The sequence below is a fragment of the Listeria immobilis genome, from assembly GCF_014322845.1.
In the GTDB taxonomy this organism is placed as follows: Bacteria; Bacillota; Bacilli; order Lactobacillales; family Listeriaceae; genus Listeria; species Listeria immobilis.
This window is the reverse complement of sequence record NZ_JAASUA010000001.1, coordinates 460542-486555: the sequence shown is the minus strand read 5'-3', so window position 1 is coordinate 486555 and position 26014 is coordinate 460542. Positions and strand designations below refer to the sequence as shown.

The following is a 26014-nucleotide window of genomic DNA, read 5'->3' as shown; positions in this document are numbered from 1 at the left end:
GTATTAATGAAAAATATTATGTTAATGTGTAATGCGGGAATGTCTACAAGTGTTCTTGTTCGAAAAATGGAACGAGTTGCAGAAGAACGTGAATTAGAAGTATCTATTTGGGCTATTTCTGAAACGGACTTTGAGAAAAACTGGCGTAAAGCAGATGTTATTTTGCTTGGGCCACAAGTTAGTTATATGAAAGATAAAGTGATGGAAGTAGTAAGCGGAAATATTCCAGTTACAGTCATTGATGTCGTTGATTATGGACGGATGAATGGCGAGAAAGTACTAGATGTCGCATTGGATCTACTGAAGTAAAACGTAATACTCTCGCAAGGAGGAAAGCTAATGGCAATTTATTTAGATAAAACAAAGCCTGTGGAAGATCGTGTAGAAGACTTGATTTCCCAGATGACGCTCGCAGAAAAATGTGGGCAATTGAATCAGCGCATGTATGGTTGGAATGCTTTTTCGAGAAATGGAGAGGTATTTCAAATTACAGATGATTTTAAACAAGAGGTAGCTCGTTTTGAAGGGATAGGTGCTTTATATGGTCTATTCCGAGCTGATCCATGGTCGAAAATGAATAAGGATACTGGTATTTCACGAGTGCATTCTGCAAAAGTCGCTAATATGATTCAGCGTTATGTGATGGAGAATACAAGATTAGGAATTCCGGTTTTATTAGCGGAAGAAGTTCCACACGGTCATCAGGCGCTAGATAGTGAATCGTATCCTGTAAACCTTGCGCGAGCAGCTTCATTTCATCCAGAATTACAACAACAAGTAGCGGAAGCGATTGCCGAAGAAATCTCTGAAAAAGGAGTTCATTTGGCACTTGCTTCAGCGCTTGATATTCTTCGCGATCCACGCTGGGGAAGAGCGGAAGAATGTTACGGAGAAGACCCATATCTTGCCGCAGAATTAACGGCTGCCATTACAACAGGTTTTCAAAAAGATAGTAAAGTTGCTGTAATTTTAAAACATTTTGCAGCACAGGGAGAACCTGTTGGTGGTCATAATTCTGGTCCAGTTTCGATTGGTGTAAGAGAACTTAGAGAAATTTTCTTAGAGCCTTTACGTGCTGGAATAAGAAGTGGCGCTTTAGGTGTGATGGCTGCGTATAACGAGATTGATGGTGTACCTTGTCATGCGAATAAAGAGCTACTAACAACCATTTTGCGAGAAGAAATGGACTTTAAAGGAATTGTGATGGCAGACGGTTGTGCATTAGATCGATTATTAAAATTAAATCCGGATCCTAAAGTAGCCGCTAAAATGGCGATAGAAGCTGGTGTAGATTTAAGTTTATGGGATAATGTCTTTCCGTTTTTAGAGGCGAGTGTAACCGAGGGCGTCTTGGAGGAAGAAGTGGTCAATCAAGCGGTCCGCCGAATTTTACGAGTGAAATTTGAACTTGGGCTATTTGAAAATCCTTTTGTCGATGAAATAATGCCAGATGTGTCTCCTAATTGGAAAAAACTTAATTTACAAGCTGCTAGAGAAGGAATTTGCCTTTTGAAAAATGAAGCTAATACATTACCGTTAAAAGGTGAGCGTAAAAAACTAGCGATTGTTGGCCCGAATGCAGATGCACTCTACAATCAACTTGGAGATTATACAGCTCCTCAAAATGAAGAAGAATGTGTGACTGTTTTAGCTGGACTAAAAAATATTCTTCCGCAAGAATGGGAATTATTTTATGAAAAAGGTTCGGATATTCGCGAAGAAGTCGACGGTGGTATTGCGCAGGCAGAAGCGATGGCAGAAAAATCAGACGCTATTATTCTAGTGCTTGGTGGTTCAAGTGCAAGAAACTTCAATATGGAATTTTTAAATAACGGTGCAGTTAGTTCGAAGGGTCCGAATATGGATGCTGGAGAAAATGTGGATGTATCTGATATTGCTCTTCCAGAAGTGCAGTTAGATTTATTCCGTGCGATGAAACGTACTAATAAACCGGTTATTGTTGTAATGATACAAGGTCGACCAATTGCTATTCCAGAGATTAGTAAAGAAGCAGATGCGATTCTGACAGCTTGGTATCCAGGTAGTATGGGAGGAGCAGCAATAGCGGAAGTTCTAATTGGTCAATATAATCCATCAGGCAAGCTTCCTGTTAGTATTCCTGCATCTTCTGGTCAAATACCAGTTTATTATAATCAAAAAGCAGTGGAATATAAGGAAGACTATTTTGACTTAACTGGAAAGCCGCTTTATCCGTTTGGTTACGGTTTAAGTTATAGTACGTTTGCTTACCAGGATATAAATATTCCAAAAGAATTTGTAACGATTTCCTCTTTGTTAGCTGGAGAAACCGTAGCAATTACCGTTACCGTTGAAAACACTTCTGAAATAACAGGAGAAGAAGTCGTGCAACTTTATATTCACGATATGGAAGCGAGTATAACGAGACGAAAGAAAGAATTAAAAGCGTTTAAAAAAGTTCGAATAGAGCCTAATGAAAAAGTAGCAATAACATTTGAATTAGATAAAACGGCTTTTGAAATTTGGTCTATAAATAATAAATATGAAATGGAGACGGGCGGTATACAGGTTTTCGTTGGCGGAAGTTCTGATACAAATTTAGTCGGTCAAGTAACAATCGTAGGAGGTTAACACAAAATGGAAGGTATGGAACTTGCGTCATTTCAGATAATTAGCTCGGTTGGAGCAGCAAGAAGTTGTATCATAGAAGCGATGAAACTTGGTAGAGAAAGAAAGTTTGATGAAGCGTATCAGAAAATAGATGAAGCGAATGAATTTTTGAGTGAAGGACATAAAAATCATGTTCAATTAATTCAAAAAGAGGCAGACGGTGGAGACGTTCAAATTTCGATTTTATTTATGCATGCGGAAGACCAGTTTATGACGACCTATACATTGCGGGACGTTGCTTATGAAATGATTGCAATTTGGAAAGAAATGAAATAATAAAAAAGAGGTTCTCCACTTGAATAGTAGAGAATCTCTTTTTTAATTTGTTTTAAACCATTAAGCTAAATACACATCGATAATTGTTCCGGTGTTAGCATCGGCAATAAATTCGTATTGTTTTTTCTCCCCTTCACGAATACATGTGATGCCGCCGTGATAAACAAAAGTATCAATCGCAAATTTTTTGTAGTGTTGTTTTTTAAGTTGAATCCATGAACCCTCAATTGGTCCGTCTTGTTTAAATGCGTTTTTCACATTTTCTAAAATAACATCACCTGAAATTGTCTTATCGTTTAGAAAATAATGATAAACAAGGTGTCCAGCTGCTGCACCTGCTCCTACGCCGGCAATGAAAGCTTTCCAGTTCATTGTTTTGCCTCCCTAGTGTTTTTCCTATACTTTTTTTTAAAATGGCATAGTAAAAGCAACTATACGCATCTCTTTTAACCATTATACTACAAATTTTTGATTATAAAAGTTTTTTTGAACACGCTTTCGAAAAAATGGAAGGCATTATGAGCATGAACGCGTAATATTTGTTATAATAAAAGAGATTTCAGACGGAAAGAGTTGATTATTAATGGAAAAAGAAACGTTGGCGATGTTTAAAGAATTAACGGAATTACAGGGAACTTCAGGAGATGAGCATCGAATTCGTGCTTTTATGCGAAAAGAACTTACACCTGTTTCAGACGAAATAATCCAAGACGGACTAGGCGGTATATTTGGTGTACGTAATGGAGCAGCAGATGGTCCGCGAGTGCTAGTTGCTGGGCACATGGATGAAGTTGGTTTTATGGTAACGCAAATTACAGAAAATGGAATGATTCGTTTTCAAACAATTGGTGGTTGGAATCCGCAAGTTCTCCAAGCACAACGAGTACAGGTGATGGCGCCGAATGGTCCAGTCATTGGAGTGGTAGCCTCTGTTCCGCCACATTTGTTGTCAGAAGCGGAACGAAGCAAACCTACTGATCCGAAGAATTTATTGATTGATATTGGTGCAGATGATAAAGCAGATGCCGAAAAAATCGGGATTAAACCTGGGCAATTTATTGTTCCTGTTGCTGAATTTACGCCACTTGCTAATCCAAAGAAAATTTTAGCAAAAGCTTGGGATAATCGTTATGGTGTTGGTCTTGCCATTGAACTTTTAAAAGAACTAAAAGGTGAATCATTACCTAATACATTATTTTCCGGAGCGAATGTTCAAGAAGAAGTAGGTTTGCGCGGTGCGGGTGTTAGTGCTAATATGATTCAACCAGACCTATTCTTTGCGCTGGATGCTAGCCCGGCTAATGATACAACTGGAAATAAATCGCAATTTGGCCAGATTGGTCAAGGATTCTTATTGCGAATTTTTGACCGGACAATGATTATGCATCGTGGTATGCGTGAGTTTTTATTAGATACAGCAGAAACAAACCATATTCCATATCAATATTTTGTTTCACCAGGTGGCACGGATGCAGGGAAAGTCCATACATCGTTAAGTGGTATTCCTAGCGCTGTCATTGGTGTTCCAGCACGATATATCCATTCTACTAATTCCATTTTACATGTGGATGATTATGCGGCTGCGAAAGAAATGATTACAACCCTTATTCGTGGATTAGATAAAACGACTTTTGAAACTATCAAAAACAATGCATAAAATTGTAAAAAATCCAGTGCTTTTAGTGGGGGCTATCCTTGTAACAGCAAGTCTTGTCTTTTTTCTAGGCTATGCTGTAAAAGTCTCCTATTTTCGAGCAACGGAATTTGGTTGGATTATAACTACTTTTGTAGCAGGGGCGCTAACGTTGATTTTTGGATATTATGGTGATTATCAAAAGCGGAAAAAAGCGCGTTCTAAAGTGAGATGAAAAGTTTGGCTTTTTCGTAAAAGCCGAACTTTTTTCTTACGTAAATATATTGAGCGTTATTCTGGACGAAAGCTTTTTTTGACGGTACGATTTAACTAGAATATGAAGAGAAGGAGCATAAATATGAAAAACTTAGAATCTGTAGAACAATTTAACGATATTAAATCAGAAGGTAAATCTGTTTTTATGTTTAGCGCTGATTGGTGTGGCGATTGTAAATATATTGAACCTATAATGCCAGAGATTGAGGCGGAAAATGAAGATTTCACTTTTTATCATGTTGACCGAGATGCCTTTATTATGTTATGTGCTGATTTAGCGATTTTTGGAATCCCTAGTTTTCTTGCGTTTGAAGATGGAGAAGAAGTGGGGCGTTTCGTTAGTAAAGATCGAAAAACAAAAGAAGAAATTAATGATTTTCTAGCTGCGATTTAAAAAGTGCCGGTTTTTCAGGGAAGGGGAGGCAACTATTGGCGAAAATGACTACATTAAAAATGAAAGAACGACTTGAAAAAGAATTAAATGCGCCTAATCGACAGTTTTCTTATAATCGTGACAATGATACGCTTCTAGTAATGCAAGCGGATAAAAAAGTGAGCCTTACAATTCCGCAAATTATTGCTAATTACGAAAATGATGGAGAGGCGGCTATCCAAAAAATTGTTTATTATGTTGAAGAAGGCTTTCGAGCGGCGGTGGGTGAAGTGGCGCTTAAAAATAACATGGAGCGTATATATCCAGTTGTTCGTGCCACTTCTTTTCCAAATCAAACAAAAACGGGAACAAAACTTCTAACAGAACCACATACAGCCGAAACACAGCTTTTTTATGCTTTTGATTTAGGTAAATCTTACCGTTTTATTGAGGAAGATATGTTGCAACAAGAAGGAATAACATCAGAAGCTATTAAAACGGCTGCCTTTCTTAATTTGGCGAAATTGGAAGTACCGCTTAAGAAAGATTCGGTCAATGGAAATGATTTTTATTTTGTAAGAACGAATGATGGTTATGATGCAAGTAGGCTGTTAAATGAATCGTTTTTAGCTGAAATGCGTAAAAAATTGACCGGAGAAATGGTGCTTGCGGTACCGCATCAAGATGTCTTAATTATTGGTGATATTCAGGATAATACAGGGTATGATGTTCTTGCTCATATGACAATGGATTTCTTTGCGGATGGACTTGTACCAATTACCTCTTTGCCATTTGTGTATAATAATGGTAAACTGGAACCGATATTTATAATGGCAAAAAACAGACTAAAGGAGTAGAAGACGTGATAGTAAACGCATTTTATAACAAAAATGGAGTAGGGGATACACTACTAATCGAAACGGGAGAAGTAACTTTCGAAAATCGCGAGTGGGAACGCCGTGGAGATGTAACAAGAATTTTTAACCGAGAAACAAATGAATTAGCAGGTTTTAATATTTTCAATAGCTCCGAGTACTTTGCTATTACTGCAAATGGAAAAGTGGAACTAACAGAAGAATTAGTAGCTAAAATGAATCAAGTTATTGAAAAAGCGGGTTTTAAACCTGAAATTGTTGCTGATTTATCACCTAAATTTGTTGTAGGTTATGTAGAGTCGAAAGAGAAGCATCCTAATGCAGATAAACTAAATGTTTGTCAAATTAACGTTGGTGAGGAAGTATTACAAATTGTTTGTGGTGCACCCAATATAGACGTGGGACAAAAGGTAGTAGTTGCTAAGATTGGTGCTGTTATGCCAAGTGGATTGATCATAAAACCATCGAATTTACGAGGAGAAGATTCCTTTGGGATGGTTTGTGCAGCAAGAGAGTTAGCGATTCCTAATGCACCGACGGAAAAGGGGATACTTGTTTTAGAAGATTCCGCAGTTACTGGAGACGTTTTTCCAGTTAGTTTCTAATCTAGATAACCGTTTTTGAACATCTGATATTAAATCAGATGTTTTTTTATTTGCTTATATTACAATATTGTGAAACTCATTTAAATGTTCTACTATGAAACCGATAATTGTATACAAAATATCTATAAATCGTATTAAAAACAATATTTTTTCGCTATATAACAAAAACTTATATCAGGTTTGAGGCTTGTGATAGCAAGGTATTATAACGAATATGACTCGAAATAAAGCATATTCACAATTTTGTCATGGATTATTTTGTTTTTGTCTGTTAGAATCAAACAAGAAAATTAAATTATAGGGTGATTATGAATGGGATGGTTTAAAGATTTTTTCTTTGGAGATATGGACGAAGAAATTGATACATATGAAAAGACACCTGCTAAAAAAGCAGAAAAGAAAGTAAAAAGTGCTCCAGAGAAGGCGCCAAAAAGCAACAATGTGACCGCAATAAAAACAAAAGAAAATCGTACTATAAGAAATACACGGCCAGTAACAAGTAAGCCCAAGCCGACCTTAAAACAAAAGCCAATGCAACAAATGAAGCGCCCTATGAAAACGCAAATGGTCTATCAATATCCAAAAGGTGAATTTCGATTTCCCTTAATACCAGATAAACCACAAAATATTTCAACACAAAAAACACCAAAAATGAATCCAGTACAACAAAAAACAGAACCAATAGCAGCAAAAGAAGAAGTGCGAAAACGACCTTTTGCAGCAACAGATGTTCCGTCTCCAGTATATGCTTTTAATAAAAGACCTAGTAGATTTGAATTTGAGCTAAACGAGTCAGAAGAAATAGAAGAAATACGCGAAGACTTAACAATTGCACCAGTAGATTCACCAGATTTAGCAGAAGCTGAAACAATTGCATTTGATACTGAAATTGAGCAGCAAATAAAAGAAACTATCCCAGAAGAAATAGAAGAAGCAGTTATCGCAGAAGAGATTCCTGCTGTTTTGCCAGAGCAACCGACAGAGCCAGTTACAGATGAACCGAAAACATCGCGAGTCTCACTTATAAAAGAAGAAACAACTGCTGCACCACCTGAAAAAGCAACACAAGTAGAAAATAATAGACAAGAACAATTACGAAAAAGCAGAATTCCATTTAATGTAATGATGGTAAGAAGTGATAAACAAGCACTTCAAAAAGAAGAAGAGATTCCTGAACAGCAGGTCATATCAGAACAACCAATAAGAAGAGAAGAGCCAAAAGAACCAGTAGTAGAAACTGTTGGTAACTATCAATTTCCAGAATTTAACTTGCTCCATCCACCGGTCTCGAAAAGAGAAGATGACTCGTGGCTTCAAATGCAGCAAGAAATGTTAAATGAAACATTAGAAAATTTCAATGTTCATGCAAGTGTTGTTAATAGAACACAAGGTCCAGCTGTTACTAGATTTGAAGTTCAACCAGAAAAAGGTGTAAAAGTTAGCAAAATAACTAATTTGACAGATGATATTAAATTAAGCTTGGCTGCGAAAGATATTCGAATTGAAGCGCCAATACCTGGTAAAAGCACAGTTGGTATTGAAATTCCTAATCAGACGAGTCGTCCAGTAATGCTTTCAGAATTAATGAACACAGAAGCCTTTCAATCGTCTACGTCACCGCTTACTGCTGCACTCGGACTAGACATTTCAGGGACTCCAATTATTACTGATTTGCAAAAAATGCCCCATGGTTTAATTGCAGGGGCGACAGGGTCGGGTAAAAGTGTTTGTATCAATTCACTCCTTGTAAGCTTGCTTTATAAAGCGACACCAGACCAGTTAAAATTACTTTTAATTGATCCGAAAATGGTAGAACTAGCACCATATAACCGAATTCCACATCTTGTAAGTCCTGTTATTACAGATGCAAAAGCAGCCACAGTCGCATTAAAATGGGCAGTAGAAGAAATGGAACGCCGCTATCAATTATTTAGCCATACAGGTGTTCGAAATATGGAAAAATATAATGAGTATGCAAGTCATCCAGATCACACAGGGGAAAAATTACCTTATATTTTAATCGTAATTGATGAGTTAGCAGATTTAATGATGGTAGCGCCAAATGATGTAGAAGAATCTATTAGCCGTATTGCTCAAAAAGCCCGTGCGTGTGGCATTCATATGATTGTAGCAACACAGAGACCATCTGTAGACGTAATTACAGGTCTTATTAAGGCTAACATACCAACACGTGTTTCTTTCTCTGTATCGTCGCAAATCGACTCTAGAACGATACTTGATTCAAGTGGGGCTGAAAAACTACTTGGAAAAGGGGATATGCTTTTCTTGCCAAGTGGTGCAAGTAAACCTGTACGACTACAAGGGACATTTGTTAGTGACGAAGAAATCGATGCTGTTGTTGCACATGTTCGTACTCAAGGTGAGGCTAATTACATTTTTGAAGAACAGGAACTTCTTATCAAAGAAACCGCAAAAGAAAATACAGATGAATTATTTGAAGAGGCTTGTGATTTTGTATTAAGTCAAAATGCCGCATCAACTTCTTTATTACAAAGACATTTTAGAATTGGTTATAACCGGGCAGCTAGATTGATGGAATCGCTTGAAAATCATCAAATTGTTTCCGGAATCAATGGTTCCAAACCACGGGATGTAATTATCACAAAAGATCAATTAGCGAAACTTAGAAATAAAGAAACATAATTTCATAGTACTAAACTAACATGATACTTCACCTGTCTTGCATTTTTTGCCTATTTTTATGAGTCATTTCTCTTATATTTGATGAAAGGTTTTTCTATTTACATGGAAAGTGATATAATAAGCTGGTGAATTATTGATACAGCAAGAATATAAACAAAAAACACAACTGGAACGTAAGATGATGTCTAGAAAGTGAACGATTTATACTGTTTTCAAAGTTAAGACTTAATGCTTAACTGTTAACATATTTTTTTAGGCACCCTCTTCAAGATAAATTAATGGGGGTTCAAATAATGACTATCTATCATTTTGTTGGAATAAAAGGGTCAGGAATGAGTGCACTTGCTCAGATTCTGCATGATAAAGGTTTTCAAGTGCAAGGAAGCGATGTAGATAAATATTTCTTCACACAAAAAGCTTTAGAAGAAAAGCAAATTCCGATTACTACTTTTTCGGCGGATAATATAAAGAGTGGGCTAACAATTATTGCAGGAAACGCATTTCCAGATACACATGAGGAAATTGAGCGCGCGGTGGAATTAGATCTTCCAGTTATTCGTTACCATAAATTTTTAGGTCAATTAATTGACGGTTACACAAGTATTGCTATTACAGGTTCGCACGGTAAAACATCAACAACAGGTCTACTTTCCCATGTAGTTGGTGCAATTCGTCCTACCTCGTACTTAATTGGTGACGGAACAGGTAGTGGAACAAAAGGTGCTGAGTATTTTGCACTGGAAGCTTGTGAATATCAACGCCATTTCCTTGCTTATAAACCAACATATGCTATCATGACGAATATTGATTGGGATCATCCAGATTATTTTAAGAGTGTGGATGATGTTTTTAACGCGTTTGAAACACTTGGAAAACAAGTGAAAAAAGCTGTTTTTGCACTTGGGGACGACGCAGAACTTCGCAAACTTTCATTAGATATTCCAATCATTTATTTTGGCTTTGGTGAAGACAACGAATTCCAAGCGAAAAATGTTATTAAAGAAACGACTGGAACACGTTTTGATGTCTATCATCGCGATGAGTTTTTAGCTTCTTTTGAAATTCCTGCGTACGGAGATCATAATGTATTAAATGCATTAAGTGTTATCGCTTTATGTGATTATGAAGGACTACCTGTAGAAGAGGTTAAAGCCGAATTAAAAACATTTGAGGGTGTTAAAAGAAGATTTAGTATCACGGAAAAAGGCAATCAAGTGTTAGTAGATGATTATGCCCATCATCCGTCAGAAATACGTGCAACAGTGAATGCTGCACGACAAAAATATCCTGATAAAAAGGTTGTCGCTGTATTCCAACCGCATACATTTACACGTACACGCACATTCTTACAAGGATTTGCGGATAGCTTAAATTTAGCGGATGAAGTTTATCTTTGCGATATCTTTGGTTCAGCACGCGAAAAAACAGGCAATTTAACGATTGCTGATTTGGCACATAAAACAAAAGGTAATCACATTATAAAAGAAGAGCATACGGAAGAACTTTTGAAATATCCTGGAGCAGTGATTTTATTTATGGGTGCTGGTGATGTTCAAAAATTCCAAGCTGCTTACGAAAAAGTATTAAGCCAAGAAGCACTGACCGATACTGAATTAAAAAAAAGTGCTATTAATTAATAAATAACGAGAGCATGCCTATTTGTTGGCATGCTCTTTACTTGTTTATAATTATTATAAATTAAAGCTTTACACTACTTAATCCGTGTATTAAAATATATCTTGTGATACAAAATACAACTACATAGATTAAATGGAGGGATAAAAGTGGCAGAACGTTTAGTAGGCACACAAGCTCCAAGGTTTGAAATGGAAGCTGTTATGCCCAATCAGACTTTTGGGAAAGTAAGTCTAGAAAAAAATATAGAAGATGATAAATGGACAGTTCTGTTTTTCTATCCAATGGACTTTACATTTGTTTGTCCGACAGAAATTGTAGCGATTTCCGCTCGTTCAGATGAATTTGATGCTTTAGATGCGAGAATCATTGGTGCTTCAACAGATACCATTCATTCTCACCTTGCATGGACAAATACGCCGATTAAAGAAGGTGGAATTGGCAAGTTGAATTATCCTCTTGCAGCTGATACAAACCATCAAGTAGCAAGTGATTATGGGGTGTTAATTGAAGAAGAGGGTGTCGCATTGCGTGGTCTTTTCATTATTAATCCTAAAGGTGAAATTCAATACGAGGTAGTGCATCATAATAATATCGGTCGCGAAGTCGATGAAGTTTTAAGAGTTTTACAAGCTTTACAAACTGGTGGACTATGCCCGATTAATTGGCAACCTGGTGAAAAAACAATTGTATAAAAAAGTAAAGCGCCTAGGAAATAAATTCCTAAGCGCTTATTTTTATACTAAGTTTTCTGGGTTTAATGCTTCTAATTCAGGAAGTACGAAAATACCATCTTTACGAATGAGCACATCATCAAAATAAATTTCTCCACCGCCATAATCAGCGCGTTGAATATTTACTAAATCCCAGTGTATTGCTGATTGATTACCATTGAAGGCTTCATCATAACATTGACCAGGTGTAAAATGGAAACTTCCTTCAATTTTTTCATCAAACAGAATATCTTGCATTGGTTCATGGATGAATGGATTGACACCAATCGCAAATTCTCCAACAAAACGAGCGCCTTCATCTGTATCTAAAACTTTGTTAATACGAGCAGTATCATTGGCAGTTGCTTCTACAATTTTTCCATCTTTAAAAGTAAAAGAAACATTTTCAAAAGTAAATCCTTGATAAGGGGAGGGGGTATTGTAAGTAAGTTTCCCGTTAATAGAGTTGCGTACAGGGGCAGTGAATACTTCGCCGTCCGGAATATTCATTTCACCAGCACATTTAATTGCGGGAATATCTTTAATGCTAAATGTTAAATCTGTTCCCGGTCCAACTAAGTGAACTTTATCTGTTTTATTCATAAGTTCTACTAAGCCATCCATCGCAGCACTCATTTTTCCGTAATCTAAGTTACATACATTAAAGTAGAAATCTTCAAATCCGACTGTACTCATTTTTGCAAGTTGAGCCATAGATGAACTTGGATAACGAAGCACTACCCATTTTGTGTTTTTGACGCGAATATTAGAATGCATTTTACCAATTGTATCACCATGAATTTTTAATTTATCAGCAGGAACATCGGATGTTTCATTAATATTATCTCCTGCGCGTAAACCTATGTATGCATCCATTTCTTTCATCACATTACCTTCAAACTCAGCAATCTTTTCGTACTGCTCACTATCTGCTCCAAGCATTAACGCTCGGTCGATTTGTGGTTCTTTCAAAGAAACAAACGGGAAACCACCTGCTTTATATGCTTCTTCCACTAAAGCCATCACCAGCTCTTTTTGGACACCAAAGTTTTCAATCAAAACTTTTTCTCCAGCACCAAGTTTGACGGAATAGTTGATTAAATTATGTGCTAATTTTTCAATTCTTGAATCTCTCAATCTTTTGACCTCCCTGAAATTAAAAATAAGCAAAAAGTTGCTCCTATCTATTTTACTCTAAATTTAACCAAAAGCAACCATCTGTAATTAATTAGCCAAGTTTCTTTCTTATTAGTTTATTTTTTTGCAGTTAATTGCTAAAATGAAGCTAATACCTTTTCTTTTTTACAATAAGTACATAGATTTCTTAGGGGAAGAAAGTTTTAGAGGGAAATGCTCAGGGTATAGAAAAAAGAACATGGAGGTGTGGATAGATGATAGTAATCTTGTATATTGCAGCATTGATCGCTGCGATAGCACTTTTAGTTATTGCCATCAATTTGGGGAAAACATTAAAATCAACTTCCCAAACAATGGACGAGGTAGCTAAATCATTAGAAAAAATAACAGTAGAAGTACAAGGTATTACAGGTCAGTCACAAAAATTACTTGATAAAACCAATATACTTCTAGAAGACGTGAATGGTAAAGTTGCGAAAGTAGATCCAGTTTTTGATGCAGTTGGTGATATTGGAACATCTTTATTAGGATTAAGCCAATCTGTTCGCGAATTAGCAACACTAGCAACAAATAAAGTAGAACAAAATGAAGCAAAGATTTCTCAAGCTGTCTCCATTAGCAATTCCATTCTTTCTTTTAGAGAAAAAATGAAAGCAAATAAAGCAGCGAAAGAAGCCGCAAAAGAAGCATCTGAACAATCAAATTTCTAATATAATCTGGAGGGATTTATCATGGCAGAAAAAGATGGTATTAATACAAAAGATTTTCTAATCGGTGGTTTAATTGGAGCAATCGTTGGTTCAGCGGCAGCACTTCTTTTAGCACCGAAATCAGGTAAAGAATTACGTGAAGACTTAAATACTCAAGTAGATACATTGAAAGAAAAAAGCAACCAATGGAAAGACGTTGCATACGAAAAAGGTATCGAAATTAGTGGCATAGCAAAGGGAACAAAAGATAAATTAGTTGATTCTGCTGGTGGATTTGTAGATGTAGTTAAAGACAAATCTGGTAAATTAGCAGACACAGTTGCTAAACAAGGAAAAGCTGTTAAAGATGTCGTTTCTCAAAATAAAGAAGAAAACGCAGAAGCAGCGAAACAAGCAGTAGAAGTAGTAAAAAGTGAAGCAAAAGAAGCAGCTAGCGATGTAGAAAAAGCAGCTGATAAAACAAAAGCTGAATCCAAAAAAGCGTTAGATGAAGGCAAAGATGCCGCTAAAAAAGTAGCAGCTGATACAAAAAAAGCTGTTAAATAAGTAAATTAGAAATAGCAAGATTAAAAAAAGCCCAACTTACCAATATTAGACTAAAAATCTAAAATTGGAAGTTGGCTTTTTTATTGGAAAGAAAAAGTGAATCGCTACTTGAAATTTGTTAAATAACATGTTAGTATTAGATTTACATTATCCACTTTAACACTTAAAAGCGATTAAGTATAAAAGTAGATTCGTGACAAATCATCTGTTTTCCTCTATAATGAGAAATAATCTTGGAGCAGATTTTTAGAAGGGTGGAAGTTACATGGTTAACGCAAATTTAGAGGAATTAAGAACACAGGTAGATCAATTAAATATTGATTTGCTAGAATTAATTAGTAAACGTGCGAATTTAGTACAAGAAATTGGGAAAATTAAAGGGACGCAAGGTTCTCTTCGTTTTGATCCATTGCGTGAAAGAGAAATGCTTAATACAATTCTCGCAGCCAATAATGGTCCTTTTGAAGATAGTACGATTCAGCAATTATTTAAAGAAATTTTTAAAGCAGGATTAGAACTTCAAGAAGATGATCACTCTAAAGCATTACTTGTATCTCGAAAAAACAAAAAAGAAGACACGATTGTTACAGTAAAAGGCTTGCCAATTGGAAATGGTGAACCGGTATTTGTTTTTGGTCCTTGTTCTGTAGAGTCTTACGAACAAGTAGCAGCAGTTGCAGAGTCAATTAAAGCTAAGGGATTAAAACTCATCCGTGGTGGAGCATTTAAACCACGTACTAGCCCTTATGACTTCCAAGGATTGGGACTAGAAGGTTTAAAAATTCTAAAACGTGTTTCTGATGAATATGGTTTGGCAGTTATTAGTGAAATCGTTACACCAGCTGATATAGAAGTAGCACTTGACTATGTGGATGTTATTCAAATTGGTGCTAGAAACATGCAAAACTTTGAATTATTAAAAGCAGCAGGTCGAGTAGATAAACCAATTTTACTAAAACGTGGCTTATCGGCTACAATTGAAGAATTTATTGGTGCCGCTGAATATATTATGTCACAAGGGAATGGCAAAATCATTCTTTGTGAACGTGGTATACGCACATACGAAAAAGCGACAAGAAATACATTAGACATTTCTGCAGTACCTATATTGAAAAAAGAAACTCATTTACCGGTAATGGTGGATGTAACACACTCTACAGGTAGAAAAGACTTGTTATTGCCTTGTGCAAAAGCTGCTCTTGCAATTGAAGCGGATGGGGTTATGGCAGAAGTCCATCCTGACCCAGCAGTAGCATTATCTGATTCAGCTCAACAAATGGATATACCTGAATTTGAAGTTTTTTGGAAAGAAATTTTAGCTAGTAATTTAGTTCCTCATAAAATCAAATAATTTCTAAAAACCTTGGTACGCCAAGGTTTTTTATTTTGCTAATAAATAGTAATGCTTAATCGGCATTTATATGTAAATTATAATGCTGTTTTGATATGAAAATAAATGAAAATAAAGAGTGAAAACAATTGCATATCGAAAAAAGTTATCGTATTATTAAAGGAAGGCTAGTATGATTCCGTTTTCAAATGGTATAGAGAGCCATTAAAATAATTGATATGGAGAGTGAATAGGGATGAATGTAACAATTTATGATGTTGCGCGGGAAGCAAATGTATCCATGGCAACAGTGTCTCGGGTAGTCAACGGCAATCCGAATGTTAAACCAGTAACAAGAAAAAAAGTATTGGATGTGATTAATCAATTAGGTTATCGTCCAAACGCTGTAGCTAGAGGACTTGCTAGCAAACGTACGACGACTGTCGGTGTAATTATTCCAGATATTTCTAACGTATTCTACGCAGAACTTGCTCGTGGAATTGAAGATATTGCAACGATGTACAAATATAATATTATTCTTAGCAATTCAGACGAAAATGAGGATAAAGAACTTCAAGTACTAAATACACTTCTCGGCAAACAAGTGGACGGTATTATTTATATGGGCGAACGTATTTCAGAACAATTGCAAGAAGAATTTGATCGTTCACCAGCACCAGTTGTTTTAGCTGGAGCAGTGGATATGGAAAATAAATTAGCTTCTGTTAATATTGACTACAAACAAGCAACCAAAGAAGCGGTAAAACGTTTTGTAAATAATGGTCATAAACAAATCGCTTTTGTAAGTGGTCCTTTAAATGAGCCAGTAAATAGTGAAATGAAACTTGCGGGTTATAAAGAAGCGCTTAAAGAAGCTGGTATTAAGTACCAAGAAGATTATATTATTGAAGCGAAATATAACTACAATGCTGGAGTTAAAGCTTGGGCAGAGTTAAGTACGCTTGCAAAAAAACCAAATGCTGTAGTTGTAGCGGATGATGAATTAGCTATTGGTATTTTAAATGCTGCGCTTGATGCTGGAGTTAAAGTTCCAGAAGAATTAGAGGTAATGACTAGTAATAATACGAAGCTAACATTAATGTCTCGCCCGCAGCTTTCGACAATTGTACAACCGTTGTATGATATTGGTGCAGTAGCGATGCGTTTACTAACAAAATTAATGACAAACGAAGAAGTAGACGAAAAAACGGTTATCTTGCCACATAGCGAAAAACTTCGCGGTACAACAAAAGAAAAATAAAAAGTTGACATCATTTTTATCAATATGTTATAAATGTATGTATACTTTCTATAATGAAAATGACAATGAACGGACGAAGTAGTTACTTATTCTTATTTTTAGAGAGCTAGTGGGTGGTGAAAACTAGTAGAGGTAAGTAGTCGAATTACATCCCGGAGTCACGTTGCGCAGGATAATGGCGCGACCGGTGTTAAGCCGTTATTTTACTTGAGTAGGAATTTTTCCTAAAAGTAGGGTGGTACCACGTTAATTACAACGTCCCTTCGCTAGTTTAGCTGGCGAAGGGACGTTTTTTATTTTCAAAAAAATAAAGGAGACTGATGAAAATGAATATTATCGATGAATTAGAGTGGCGCGGAGCCATTTATCAACAAACGGATGAAGAGGGACTACGTAAATGGGTTGAGGAAAAACAAATTTCGCTTTATTGTGGGATTGATCCTTCTGGAGATTCCATGCATATTGGGCATTTAATTCCATTTATGATATTACGTCGTTTTCAAAACGCTGGGCACCGTCCGATTATTTTAGTCGGCGGAGCAACAGGGACAATTGGTGATCCAAGTGGTAAAAAAGAAGAGCGTCAGTTGCAATCAATGGAACAAATTAGTAAAAACGTCGAAAGTTTGCGTGTTCAACTTGGAAAGATTTTTGATTTCAAAGGTGATTCTGCGGCAAGCATGGTAAACAACTATGACTGGACGAAAGAGCTCAGCATTCTTGATTTCTTGCGTGATTATGGAAAAGAATTTAATGTGAATACAATGCTTTCGAAAGATATTGTTGCAAGTCGTTTAGAAGTAGGGATTTCCTTTACAGAGTTTGCTTACCAAATCTTGCAAGCAATGGACTTTAATCATTTATATGAATTTAATGATTGTCGTCTGCAAATTGGTGGCAGTGACCAGTGGGGAAACATTACAGCCGGACTTGACTTAATTCGTAAAAAACAAGGAGAAAATGCCAAAGCTTTTGGTTTAACTATTCCTTTATTAACAAAAGCCGATGGAACTAAATTTGGTAAATCAGAAGGTGGCGCAATTTGGTTAAATCCAGAAAAAACAACGCCATATGAGTTTTATCAATTTTGGATTAATACCGATGACCGTGATGTCGTGAAATATTTGAAATACTTCACTTTCTTGACGGAAGCCGAAATTGCTGATTTAGCAAAACAAGTGGAAGAAGAACCGCATTTACGAGCAGCACAAAAAACGTTAGCTGCTGAAATGACTAAATTCGTGCATAGTGAGGAAGCCCTTGCTCAAGCACTCAAAATATCTAAAGCATTATTCAGTGGGGATGTAAAAGCTCTTACTGCAACAGAAATCGAACAAGGTTTCAAAGATGTGCCTACTTTTGAAGCAGAAAATGTAGAAATGAATTTAGTAGATTGGTTAGTTTCACTCGGGGTTGAACCATCAAAACGCCAAGCTCGTGAAGATGTAATGAATGGGGCAATATACATTAATGGCGAGCGAGTGCAAGATTTAGAAAAAGCTATTGGTGAAAGTGATCGCATCGAAAATAAATTTACGATTGTAAGACGTGGGAAGAAGAAGTATTTCTTAGTTTCTTATAAGTAATAAAAAATAGCGTACAAAAACCGAGTACTAAGAAAAGAGTAGTATATCAACAAGCTACAGCTAAATCGGGCATTACGTATAAAGGGAATGGGCTCGTAGTGGAGGAGAAATACATTCGCGTAAATCTGGAATGTCATCATTTGGGCAAGGTGAGTGAGTCATCTGTAGTTCGATAGGTGCATGGGAGAGGGAGGACAAATTAATGAAAAAAACTATTTTAATTGTAGCAATGTCGCTTTTTATAATGCTTAGCTTTATGGATATTATGCTAATTATTGATGTGAATGTATCAACTATTATTGGGGCTCTGGTTTTAGGTGCAGCGCAAACTATAATGGTGCTCGTGCCCATACTTATTATTATTTTGTTAGTGAAGCTGATAAAGCGACGTAGTACAAGCTGAGACATAGTTAGTAATATGAGGAAGAATACCAATTTGTAGTGCGCCTTTAAAGTTAGATTTTTTAATCCAACTTTAAAGGCGTATTTTAATTGGCTAAATATGATGAATTCAAGGAAAAGTAGTGAAAGCCTATCTAAATGGGGAAGAACTAAGCAACCTAGTTCTTTTCAGTACTGCGATGGATAACTGAATAAAAATACCACGCAGATTTCTTTGATTGGTGTTTATTCTAACTTTTGGGTCTCACTACATTTTTCAAGCGAGTGTTTTTTTGCAACAAAAAACCTTGCAATCACAACAAAAGTCATGATTTGCAAGGCGATTAGTTCTAATTAACGGCTGTAGAATTCTACGATAAATGCTTCGTTGATTTCAGCAGCAAGTTCAGAACGTTCTGGAATACGGTTAAGTGAACCAGTTAGAGTTTCTGCATCGAAAGTTACGTAATCAGGCACGAAGCTTGAAACGTCAAGGCTTTCAGCAATTGCAGAGTTTTTAGCAGATTTTTCACGAACAGAAATCACTTGACCAACAGAAACTTGGTAAGAAGGGATATCTACGCGTTTGCCATCTACAGTGATGTGGCCATGGTTTACTAGTTGGCGAGCTGCACGACGAGTACGAGCAAGACCAAGACGGTAAACGATGTTATCAAGGCGTTGTTCTAGTAAGATCATGAAGTTCTCACCATGTTTACCTTGTAATTTACCAGCTTTGTTGAACGTGTTTTTGAATTGACGTTCAGTTAATCCATACATATGACGCAATTTTTGCTTTTCAGCTTGTTGCAAACCATATTCTGAGATTTTTTTACGTTGAGTTGGGCCGTGTTGACCTGGAGCATACGGACGACGTTCTAATTCTTTACCTGTTCCAGAAAGTGAAATTCCTAAACGACGGGAAACTTTCCAGCTTGGACCTGTATAACGAGCCATAAGAGACTCCTCCTTTTATTTGTTTTTGGTATAAAACAAACGTGACGTAAAACCAAATCAGGGCAGTTTACCTTCATATACCATCACCATAGCAGCCGCCGGTTACGCGATATACCACAGAATTAATCTGGGGGTAAACAACACACTCATTCATTTCACTCAAGCTGCATTTTACACATCTTCCAGTATAGTATAATTAGTAGTCTGTTGTCAATTGATTTCGTTAGGTAATTCGTGAACGATGGCATCACGAATTTTCTCAAGCCAAAATTGATCCACTTCATCAAAACGAGCAGTAGAAGGGCTATCAATATCCAGCACACCAAGAAGCTGTCCATTTTTAACAAGTGGTAGAACGATTTCTGAGTTTGAAGCAGCGTCACATGCAATATGTCCGGGGAATTGATGGACATCTTCTACAATATATGTTTTTTGAGCGGATGCAGCAGAACCACATACACCTTTACCAAGAGGAATGCGGATACAGGCTGGCAAACCTTGGAATGGACCGAGAACTAATTGGTTCGTTTCTTTTTCGAGTAAATAAAAGCCAACCCAATTAATATTTGTTAGCGCTTGATTTAATATAGAAGAAACATTACTTAAATTCGCGATAAGGTTTGTTTCACCAGCAATCATTGCTTGCACTTGTTTTAAAGCGAGTGCATAATTCTCTTCTTTTGAACCAGTCATTTTTGATATTTCAATCATTAAGTATCCCCACTTTTCTTTTCAAATAATGATTATAGTATAGCATGAACAGTAGGGGATTTCGGGAATTTTGTTTTAGTCAAAAATAAAAAAAGGATGCTTTGAAATTTTTTTCGCTAAACGCAAGTAATTCTTGGCAAATCGTGTTAAAATAAAAGATGTGTATAATTAGCTAAAAAGGAAGAATAAAATAGGCTACATATGGAAAGATGTACATAATGGAAAAAATGTATGAGCAGCACAAGTTTGGCTGTTTTTCTTTCACAAGTTGACGTTGATGGGAGGATTTTGGATGTACTACATGTTAATTGGTTTTATTATCGTAGTAATTGCGGTCATTGGTGCAGGCTACATATTAAAAAGAAAACATTACCAAAGAATAAATGAGTTAGAAGAAATGAAAATTAAGCTTAGAGAGAGACCTGTGATTGATGAACTGACCAAAGTCAAAAAGTTAAAGCTTACTGGTCAAACAGAAGCGCTTTTTGAGTCATGGCGAACATCTTGGGACGAAATTGAAACAAGATTATTTCCTGATTTAGAAGAAGTGTTACTCGAAGCTGAGATGAATACAGATCGTTATAAATTTCGTTCTGCTACATACGTTGAAAATGATATCGAACAAATGCTTGTTGTCATTGAAAAACAAATGGATCAAATTCTTGGTGGTTTAAAAGAATTACTTATTAGTGAAGAAAAAAATGCAAAAGAAAGCCGTATGACCAAAGAAAAATTTGCAGAGCTTCGCCGTGAAGTTTTAACAAGAGGATTTAAACTAGGTGATACATTAAGTTATGTTGAAACAAAACTAGATACACTTGCAGAAAGTCTAAATCAATATGACTTATTAACAGACCAAGGCGATCACTTAGAAGCCCGAGAAATTGTTTTAGTTGTCCAAAAAGAAATGAAAGTTATCGAAGGCCAAATGGATCGTATTCCTTCATTATTACATGAGACAGATACTATTTTACCTGAAGAAATAAGTAAACTACGTATTGGTTACGAAGAAATGGTTCGTAAAGGCTATTATTTAGCTCAAATGGAACTAGATAAAGAAATTTCTCGGATGAAGACACAAATGGATAAAATGAAACAAAATGTAATCAATCTAGATTTGGATGCAGCAGAGCAAGGCATAGAAGAGTTGCACACAGAAATTGACTTATTCTATGATACATTGGAACATGAAGCAGAAGCACGTCATTTCGTTAAAGAAAATCACAGTCCAACTTCAGATAAATTGCAACGTCAAAATGTGGTATCTGATGCACTTGCTGAACAAATTACAGAAGTGAAGCAAACTTATCACGTTGGAGAAGAAGATTTAGCTATATACTTGAAAACGAGTGCTAAATTAAGTGAAGCAAAAGAGAACTTTGAACAACTCACAGCGCTAATAGCTAGTGGAGAAATTGCTTACTCAGCAGCGCAAGATACATTAAAAGAAATTGATGCAGCACTTATTACTATTAGCACAGAACAAGACAAATTTGCTGAAGAATTACGTTCGCTTCGTAAAGATGAATTAGAAGCACGTGATGATGCAGAGCGTATGCGTCGGGCTATTATCACACTAGACCGTAAGATGGAACGAGAACGCTTGCCTGGACTTCCGGAAGAGTATCTATCGTTACGCGCTCATATGGGAGAGTCCATTGATGCGCTAGAAAAACGTTTGGAAGAAAAGCCTTTGAATATGAAAGCTGTTAGTCAAGATTGGCGAGTTGCTGAAGAAGATTTAACGCATTTGACAGAAAAAGCGGAAGAAATGATGGAAAATGTTCGTTTAGTCGAGCATGTTATCCAGTACGCTAACCGATACCGATTACGTAATCAAGAGCTAGCGAATGAATTAGTTCAAGCTGAAAATCACTTTTACAATGATTACCAATACAAAAAAGCGTTAGAAATTGCTGTAACAGCGCTTGAAAAAGTAGAAACAGGTGCATTTAAAAAAGTCGAAAAAGCGTATGAAGCTAAAGTTAGTGTAGATGATATTGAATAAAAACAAAAACAGGCATTTCTATTTTTTATAGGAATCCTGTTTTTTTATGAAAATAGTAGTTGGATTGTAATGGAATTATGATAAAATGATAAGTGGAATATTGGGGAGGAGAATCTAGTCTGTATGATTTATTTCGATAATAGTGCGACAACAAAGCCAAATAGTGCCGTGCTTGAAACATATACGAAAGTGGCAAGTACTTATTTTGCCAACCCTTCTTCCTTACATCGTTTTGGAGCTAAATCTAAAGAATTACTGGATACTTCAAGAAAGCAACTAGCAACGATGTTAGAAGTTTTACCAGAAGAACTTATTTTTACATCTGGTGGAACGGAAGGGAATAATTTAGCCATTAAAGGGCTTGCTTATAGCTATCAAAACCGCGGCAAACATATTATAACTTCAAGCATTGAACATCCGTCTGTACGACTCGTGATGGAGGAGCTAGAGCAAGAAGGGTTTAGGGTAACCTATTTAAAAGTAGATAAGAGTGGTGTCATCAATCTAACGGAATTAAAACAAGCACTTTCCGATGACACTATTTTAGTATCCATTATGGGCGTAAATAATGAAGTAGGAAGTATTCAACCACTGCGAGAAATTGGTCAATTAACAGCGGAACGACCAGATACTTTTTTTCATGTTGATTTTGTCCAAGGAATTGGGAAAATCCCTGTAAAAATAAAAGAACATCATATTGACCTACTAACTATTTCAGGTCATAAATTTCATGCTTTACGTGGTTCAGGTGTGCTTTTTAAAAGGAAAAATGTGCATTTACATCCTGAAATTATTGGCGGTGGTCAGGAAATGGGTTACCGTAGTGGAACGGAAAATCTAGCTGGAACTGTGGCACTTGCCAAAGCTCTAAGACTTGCTTTAGAACAGCAACAAAAGCAAACAGATATAGTTACAATTCGCGATTTTCTATTAACGGAGATTGCAAAGATGCCCGATATGACCGTTCATACAAAAAAGGTGGTTGCTGCACCACATATCGTTTGTTTTTCAGCAAAAGGACATCGCGGTGAAATTCTCGTCCATGCACTTGAAAAAGAAGATATATACATTTCCACAACAAGTGCCTGTTCATCCAAACAAAAATTAGCAAGTAGCACATTAAAAGCAATGGGTGTGACGGACGAAGAAGCAACTGGTGCGGTTCGAGTAAGTTTATCTTATGAAAATCGCCTGTCAGAAGCAAAAATATTTATTCAAAAACTGCAAGAAATCATCGAAAATCTAAATAAAGTGGTGAAATAAATTGGAATTTGATCGAATGTTAATTAGATACGGAGAATTATCTACAAAAGGAAAAAACCGAAAACAGTTTGTCACAAAGCTAGCGCAAAATGTGAAGCGGGCTATGAAGGATTTACCGGAAGTTCGGATACACGGCGAACGCGACCGGATGTATATTATTTTAAATGGCGCGGATTATCAGCTTGCAGAAGAACGTTTAAAACCGATTTTTGGGATTCAATCTTTTAGTCCAGCTGTTCGAGTGGATTTGGATTTGGAAGAAGTGAAAAATGCAGCACTCGCTTTAGTTCAAGATGCGCATAAAGAGAATGGAACATTTAAAGTGGCGGCAAGAAGAAGTCATCGTGAATTCCCACTAGATTCTAATGAAATAAACCAAGAAATTGGCGCTCACGTACTTCAAAATATAGCAGATTTAACAGTTAATGTGAAAAATCCGGATGTGAAGCTAACTATTGATGTTCGAAAAGAAGGCGTATTTTTATCTTGCCGAACTATTCTTGGTGCGGCTGGTCTTCCAGTTGGTTCATCTGGTCGAGCAATGTTAATGTTATCAGGTGGAATTGATAGTCCAGTAGCTGGTTATTTAGCACAAAAACGTGGCGTGGAAATCGAAGCAGTTCATTTTCATAGTCCCCCATACACTAGTGAGCAAGCAAAGCAAAAAGCAATTGATTTAGCAGCAAAACTTGCTAAATATAGCGGACAAGTGCAGATGCATATTGTACCATTTACAGAAATTCAAGAGGTCATTAAACAACAAATTCCGGAGAGCGTCATCATGACTGTTACTCGTCGGATGATGCTTAGAATTACAGATGAGATTCGCCGCAGAAGAAATGGCCTTGCAATTGTAAATGGAGAAAGTTTAGGACAAGTTGCCAGCCAAACACTAGAAAGCATGCTAGCTATTAATGCAGTTACAGCAACGCCTATTATTCGTCCGGTAGTATCAATGGACAAAAATGAAATCATACAAATTGCACAAAAAATCGATACGTATCATTTATCTGTACAACCATTTGAAGATTGCTGTACGATTTTTACACCACCATCCCCAAAAACAAAACCAAAACTTGATAAAATCGAGCATTATGAAAGCTTTACTGACTTTGATTCATTAATAAGTAAAGCACTTGAACAAATTGAAACCATTTCTGTGAATATTGCAGAAACGGAGCAAGTCAAAGATGAGTTTGCCGATTTATTTTAAAACAAAAACCGTTTGCCTTTTTTATGAAGGTAAACGGTTTTTTGTATACTATATACACGAATGATTTGTTTTTATGCATAAAATAGTTTTAAAATTTAATAAAAAACCATTTGACATTATAAATATACATCATTATAATGAAAAGTATCATTTAATAATTAACGGGAGGGGTTAGGATGAAAGTTTCGATTATTGGGGCAACAGGATATGGTGGTTTGGAGTTAATTCGGTTACTTCATCATCATCCACTGATTGACATTGCTTCGTTACATAGCTTTTCTACACACTCAAAAACATTGGCTGATGTTTATCCACATTTAAAAAATTTAGAGTCTAGCCCCTTAAATCATCTAAATCCAGCAGAAATTATAGATAAAAGTGAAACTGTTTTTTTAGCAACGCCATCTGGTATTTCTAAAGATATTGCCACGCCATATTTGGAAGCTGGTTTAAACGTCATTGATTTATCAGGGGATTTTCGCTTAAAAGACGGTAAAGTATATGAAAAATGGTACGGAAAAAGTGCAGCAGCAGAGCATTATTTAGCTAAGGCTGTATATGGTTTAGCCGAATTTCAAACAAACACAGCAGCAACATTTATCGCTAACCCGGGATGTTACGCAACAGCAACATTACTTGGTTTAGCCCCACTCGTGAAAAATCAGTTAATCGAGCCAACGTCTATTATTGTGGATGGCAAGTCAGGTCTTTCAGGAGCAGGGAAAGCCCCTTCTGCTAGTACGCATTTTACAGAAACGAATGAAAATATGACACTTTACAAAATGAATGCTCATCAACATATTCCGGAAATTATGCAACAGTTAAATAGCTGGGATGAGAGTATTCCAGCTATTCAATTTTCCACCTCATTAATCCCCATCACAAGAGGAATTTTCACAACTATCTATGTAAAACCTAAAAATCCACTAACAAAAAAACAATTACATACACTTTATACAACGACTTATGAAAATTCGCCATTTGTCCGAATTCAGTCAGAGGATTGCTATCCAACTATAAAACAAGTAATAGCATCGAATTATTGTGATATTGGACTTGCCTATAATGAAAAAACTAATACAATCACGATCATTTCGGTTATTGATAATTTAGTAAAAGGAGCGGCTGGTCAAGCCATTCAAAACCTAAATATTATCGCTAATTTTGCTGAAAATGATGGATTAAATTTTATCCCAGTTTATCCATAAAGGG

Annotated in this window: 25 protein-coding genes, 1 pseudogene and 1 other annotated feature; of the genes and pseudogenes, 22 read left to right on the top strand and 4 right to left on the bottom strand. The window is 36.3% G+C overall.

The features are described 5' to 3' along the window. Positions 1-6: 6 nt before the first annotated feature. The 3 genes from HCJ45_RS02510 to HCJ45_RS02500 are packed head-to-tail and all read left to right on the top strand — an operon-like array spanning position 7 to position 2925. On the top strand, positions 7-309 hold the full coding sequence (locus HCJ45_RS02510) for a PTS sugar transporter subunit IIB (protein WP_185347930.1): 303 nt from the start codon (positions 7-9) through the stop codon (positions 307-309). A 30-nt stretch (positions 310-339) separates the two neighbouring features. Further along, positions 340-2610 carry a glycoside hydrolase family 3 C-terminal domain-containing protein gene (locus HCJ45_RS02505; protein WP_187123930.1) on the top strand — a complete coding sequence of 757 codons (2271 nt, stop codon included), beginning with the start codon at positions 340-342 and terminating at the stop codon, positions 2608-2610. Positions 2611-2616: 6 nt separating this feature from the next. Next, positions 2617-2925 (top strand): PTS sugar transporter subunit IIA, encoded by a 309-nt coding sequence (locus HCJ45_RS02500; RefSeq protein WP_187123929.1) that lies wholly within the window; start codon positions 2617-2619, stop codon positions 2923-2925. Between the two features lie 60 nt (positions 2926-2985). Here HCJ45_RS02500 and HCJ45_RS02495 read toward each other — a convergent pair whose 3' ends face one another. Continuing rightward, a complete protein-coding gene (locus HCJ45_RS02495; RefSeq protein WP_187123928.1) occupies positions 2986-3297 on the bottom strand; it encodes a PepSY domain-containing protein in 312 nt (103 codons plus the stop codon). A 211-nt stretch (positions 3298-3508) separates the two neighbouring features. Here HCJ45_RS02495 and HCJ45_RS02490 point away from each other — a divergent pair, with 211 nt between their 5' ends. From HCJ45_RS02490 to HCJ45_RS02455, 8 genes are all read left to right on the top strand, one after another. After that, entirely contained in the window at positions 3509-4582 is a 1074-nt protein-coding gene (locus HCJ45_RS02490; protein ID WP_185347935.1) for a M42 family metallopeptidase, read from the top strand. After that, positions 4575-4793 carry a hypothetical protein gene (locus HCJ45_RS02485; RefSeq protein WP_187123927.1) on the top strand — a complete coding sequence of 73 codons (219 nt, stop codon included), beginning with the start codon at positions 4575-4577 and terminating at the stop codon, positions 4791-4793. The genes HCJ45_RS02490 and HCJ45_RS02485 overlap by 8 nt, the downstream gene beginning before the upstream one ends. Before the next feature lie 123 nt (positions 4794-4916). Next, entirely contained in the window at positions 4917-5228 is a 312-nt protein-coding gene (locus HCJ45_RS02480) for a thioredoxin family protein (protein WP_185347939.1), read from the top strand. Positions 5229-5263: 35 nt separating this feature from the next. After that, on the top strand, positions 5264-6064 hold the full coding sequence (locus HCJ45_RS02475; protein WP_185380628.1) for a DUF1444 domain-containing protein: 801 nt from the start codon (positions 5264-5266) through the stop codon (positions 6062-6064). A 5-nt stretch (positions 6065-6069) separates the two neighbouring features. After that, positions 6070-6687: a YtpR family tRNA-binding protein gene (ytpR, locus tag HCJ45_RS02470; RefSeq protein ID WP_187123926.1), complete on the top strand. Its 618-nt coding sequence runs from the start codon at positions 6070-6072 to the stop codon at positions 6685-6687. 312 nt (positions 6688-6999) lie between these two features. Then, on the top strand, positions 7000-9351 hold the full coding sequence (locus HCJ45_RS02465) for a DNA translocase FtsK (RefSeq protein WP_187123925.1): 2352 nt from the start codon (positions 7000-7002) through the stop codon (positions 9349-9351). 293 nt (positions 9352-9644) lie between these two features. Next, positions 9645-10988, top strand: a complete 1344-nt coding sequence (gene murC, locus HCJ45_RS02460; RefSeq protein ID WP_185347947.1) for a UDP-N-acetylmuramate--L-alanine ligase — start codon at positions 9645-9647, stop codon at positions 10986-10988. Positions 10989-11135: 147 nt separating this feature from the next. Beyond that, positions 11136-11681 (top strand): peroxiredoxin, encoded by a 546-nt coding sequence (locus HCJ45_RS02455; RefSeq protein ID WP_185347949.1) that lies wholly within the window; start codon positions 11136-11138, stop codon positions 11679-11681. 42 nt (positions 11682-11723) lie between these two features. Here HCJ45_RS02455 and HCJ45_RS02450 read toward each other — a convergent pair whose 3' ends face one another. After that, positions 11724-12836: a M29 family aminopeptidase T gene (locus tag HCJ45_RS02450; protein ID WP_187123924.1), complete on the bottom strand. Its 1113-nt coding sequence runs from the start codon at positions 12834-12836 to the stop codon at positions 11724-11726. A gap of 254 nt (positions 12837-13090) precedes the next feature. Here HCJ45_RS02450 and HCJ45_RS02445 point away from each other — a divergent pair, with 254 nt between their 5' ends. The 7 genes and pseudogenes from HCJ45_RS02445 (at position 13091) to HCJ45_RS02420 (ending at position 18672) form a co-directional block, all read left to right on the top strand. Beyond that, a complete protein-coding gene (locus HCJ45_RS02445; protein WP_003719894.1) occupies positions 13091-13546 on the top strand; it encodes a DUF948 domain-containing protein in 456 nt (151 codons plus the stop codon). Positions 13547-13567: 21 nt separating this feature from the next. Next, positions 13568-14092: a YtxH domain-containing protein gene (locus HCJ45_RS02440; protein ID WP_187123923.1), complete on the top strand. Its 525-nt coding sequence runs from the start codon at positions 13568-13570 to the stop codon at positions 14090-14092. Positions 14093-14357: 265 nt separating this feature from the next. Next, positions 14358-15443, top strand: coding sequence for a bifunctional 3-deoxy-7-phosphoheptulonate synthase/chorismate mutase (locus tag HCJ45_RS02435; protein ID WP_185380637.1), 1086 nt, complete (start codon positions 14358-14360; stop codon positions 15441-15443). Between the two features lie 235 nt (positions 15444-15678). Continuing rightward, a complete protein-coding gene (gene ccpA / locus HCJ45_RS02430) occupies positions 15679-16683 on the top strand; it encodes a catabolite control protein A (RefSeq protein WP_185347319.1) in 1005 nt (334 codons plus the stop codon). A gap of 56 nt (positions 16684-16739) precedes the next feature. After that, positions 16740-16949: a binding site (T-box leader), on the top strand. 60 nt (positions 16950-17009) lie between these two features. Further along, complete coding sequence (gene tyrS, locus HCJ45_RS02425; RefSeq protein ID WP_187123922.1) at positions 17010-18269, top strand: tyrosine--tRNA ligase; 1260 nt, start codon at positions 17010-17012, stop codon at positions 18267-18269. Positions 18270-18271: 2 nt separating this feature from the next. Then, a pseudogene (locus tag HCJ45_RS14910) lies at positions 18272-18445 on the top strand (hypothetical protein); the annotation flags it as partial. 26 nt (positions 18446-18471) lie between these two features. Continuing rightward, positions 18472-18672, top strand: a complete 201-nt coding sequence (locus HCJ45_RS02420) for a hypothetical protein (protein WP_187123921.1) — start codon at positions 18472-18474, stop codon at positions 18670-18672. Between the two features lie 332 nt (positions 18673-19004). On the opposite strand, the gene rpsD is transcribed toward HCJ45_RS02420, so the two are convergent. Both rpsD and HCJ45_RS02410 read right to left on the bottom strand, forming a co-directional pair. Continuing rightward, positions 19005-19607 carry a 30S ribosomal protein S4 gene (gene rpsD / locus HCJ45_RS02415; protein WP_003719890.1) on the bottom strand — a complete coding sequence of 201 codons (603 nt, stop codon included), beginning with the start codon at positions 19605-19607 and terminating at the stop codon, positions 19005-19007. 210 nt (positions 19608-19817) lie between these two features. Continuing rightward, on the bottom strand, positions 19818-20318 hold the full coding sequence (locus HCJ45_RS02410) for a GAF domain-containing protein (RefSeq protein ID WP_185347323.1): 501 nt from the start codon (positions 20316-20318) through the stop codon (positions 19818-19820). Between the two features lie 292 nt (positions 20319-20610). Between HCJ45_RS02410 and ezrA the strand changes: the two genes are divergently transcribed. From ezrA to argC, 4 genes are all read left to right on the top strand, one after another. Further along, on the top strand, positions 20611-22326 hold the full coding sequence (gene ezrA, locus HCJ45_RS02405; protein WP_187123920.1) for a septation ring formation regulator EzrA: 1716 nt from the start codon (positions 20611-20613) through the stop codon (positions 22324-22326). Between the two features lie 123 nt (positions 22327-22449). After that, entirely contained in the window at positions 22450-23589 is a 1140-nt protein-coding gene (locus tag HCJ45_RS02400) for a cysteine desulfurase family protein (RefSeq protein ID WP_187123919.1), read from the top strand. A 1-nt stretch (position 23590) separates the two neighbouring features. Then, complete coding sequence (gene thiI / locus HCJ45_RS02395) at positions 23591-24802, top strand: tRNA uracil 4-sulfurtransferase ThiI (protein WP_185347329.1); 1212 nt, start codon at positions 23591-23593, stop codon at positions 24800-24802. A 176-nt stretch (positions 24803-24978) separates the two neighbouring features. Then, on the top strand, positions 24979-26010 hold the full coding sequence (gene argC / locus HCJ45_RS02390; RefSeq protein ID WP_187123918.1) for an N-acetyl-gamma-glutamyl-phosphate reductase: 1032 nt from the start codon (positions 24979-24981) through the stop codon (positions 26008-26010). Positions 26011-26014: the final 4 nt, after the last annotated feature.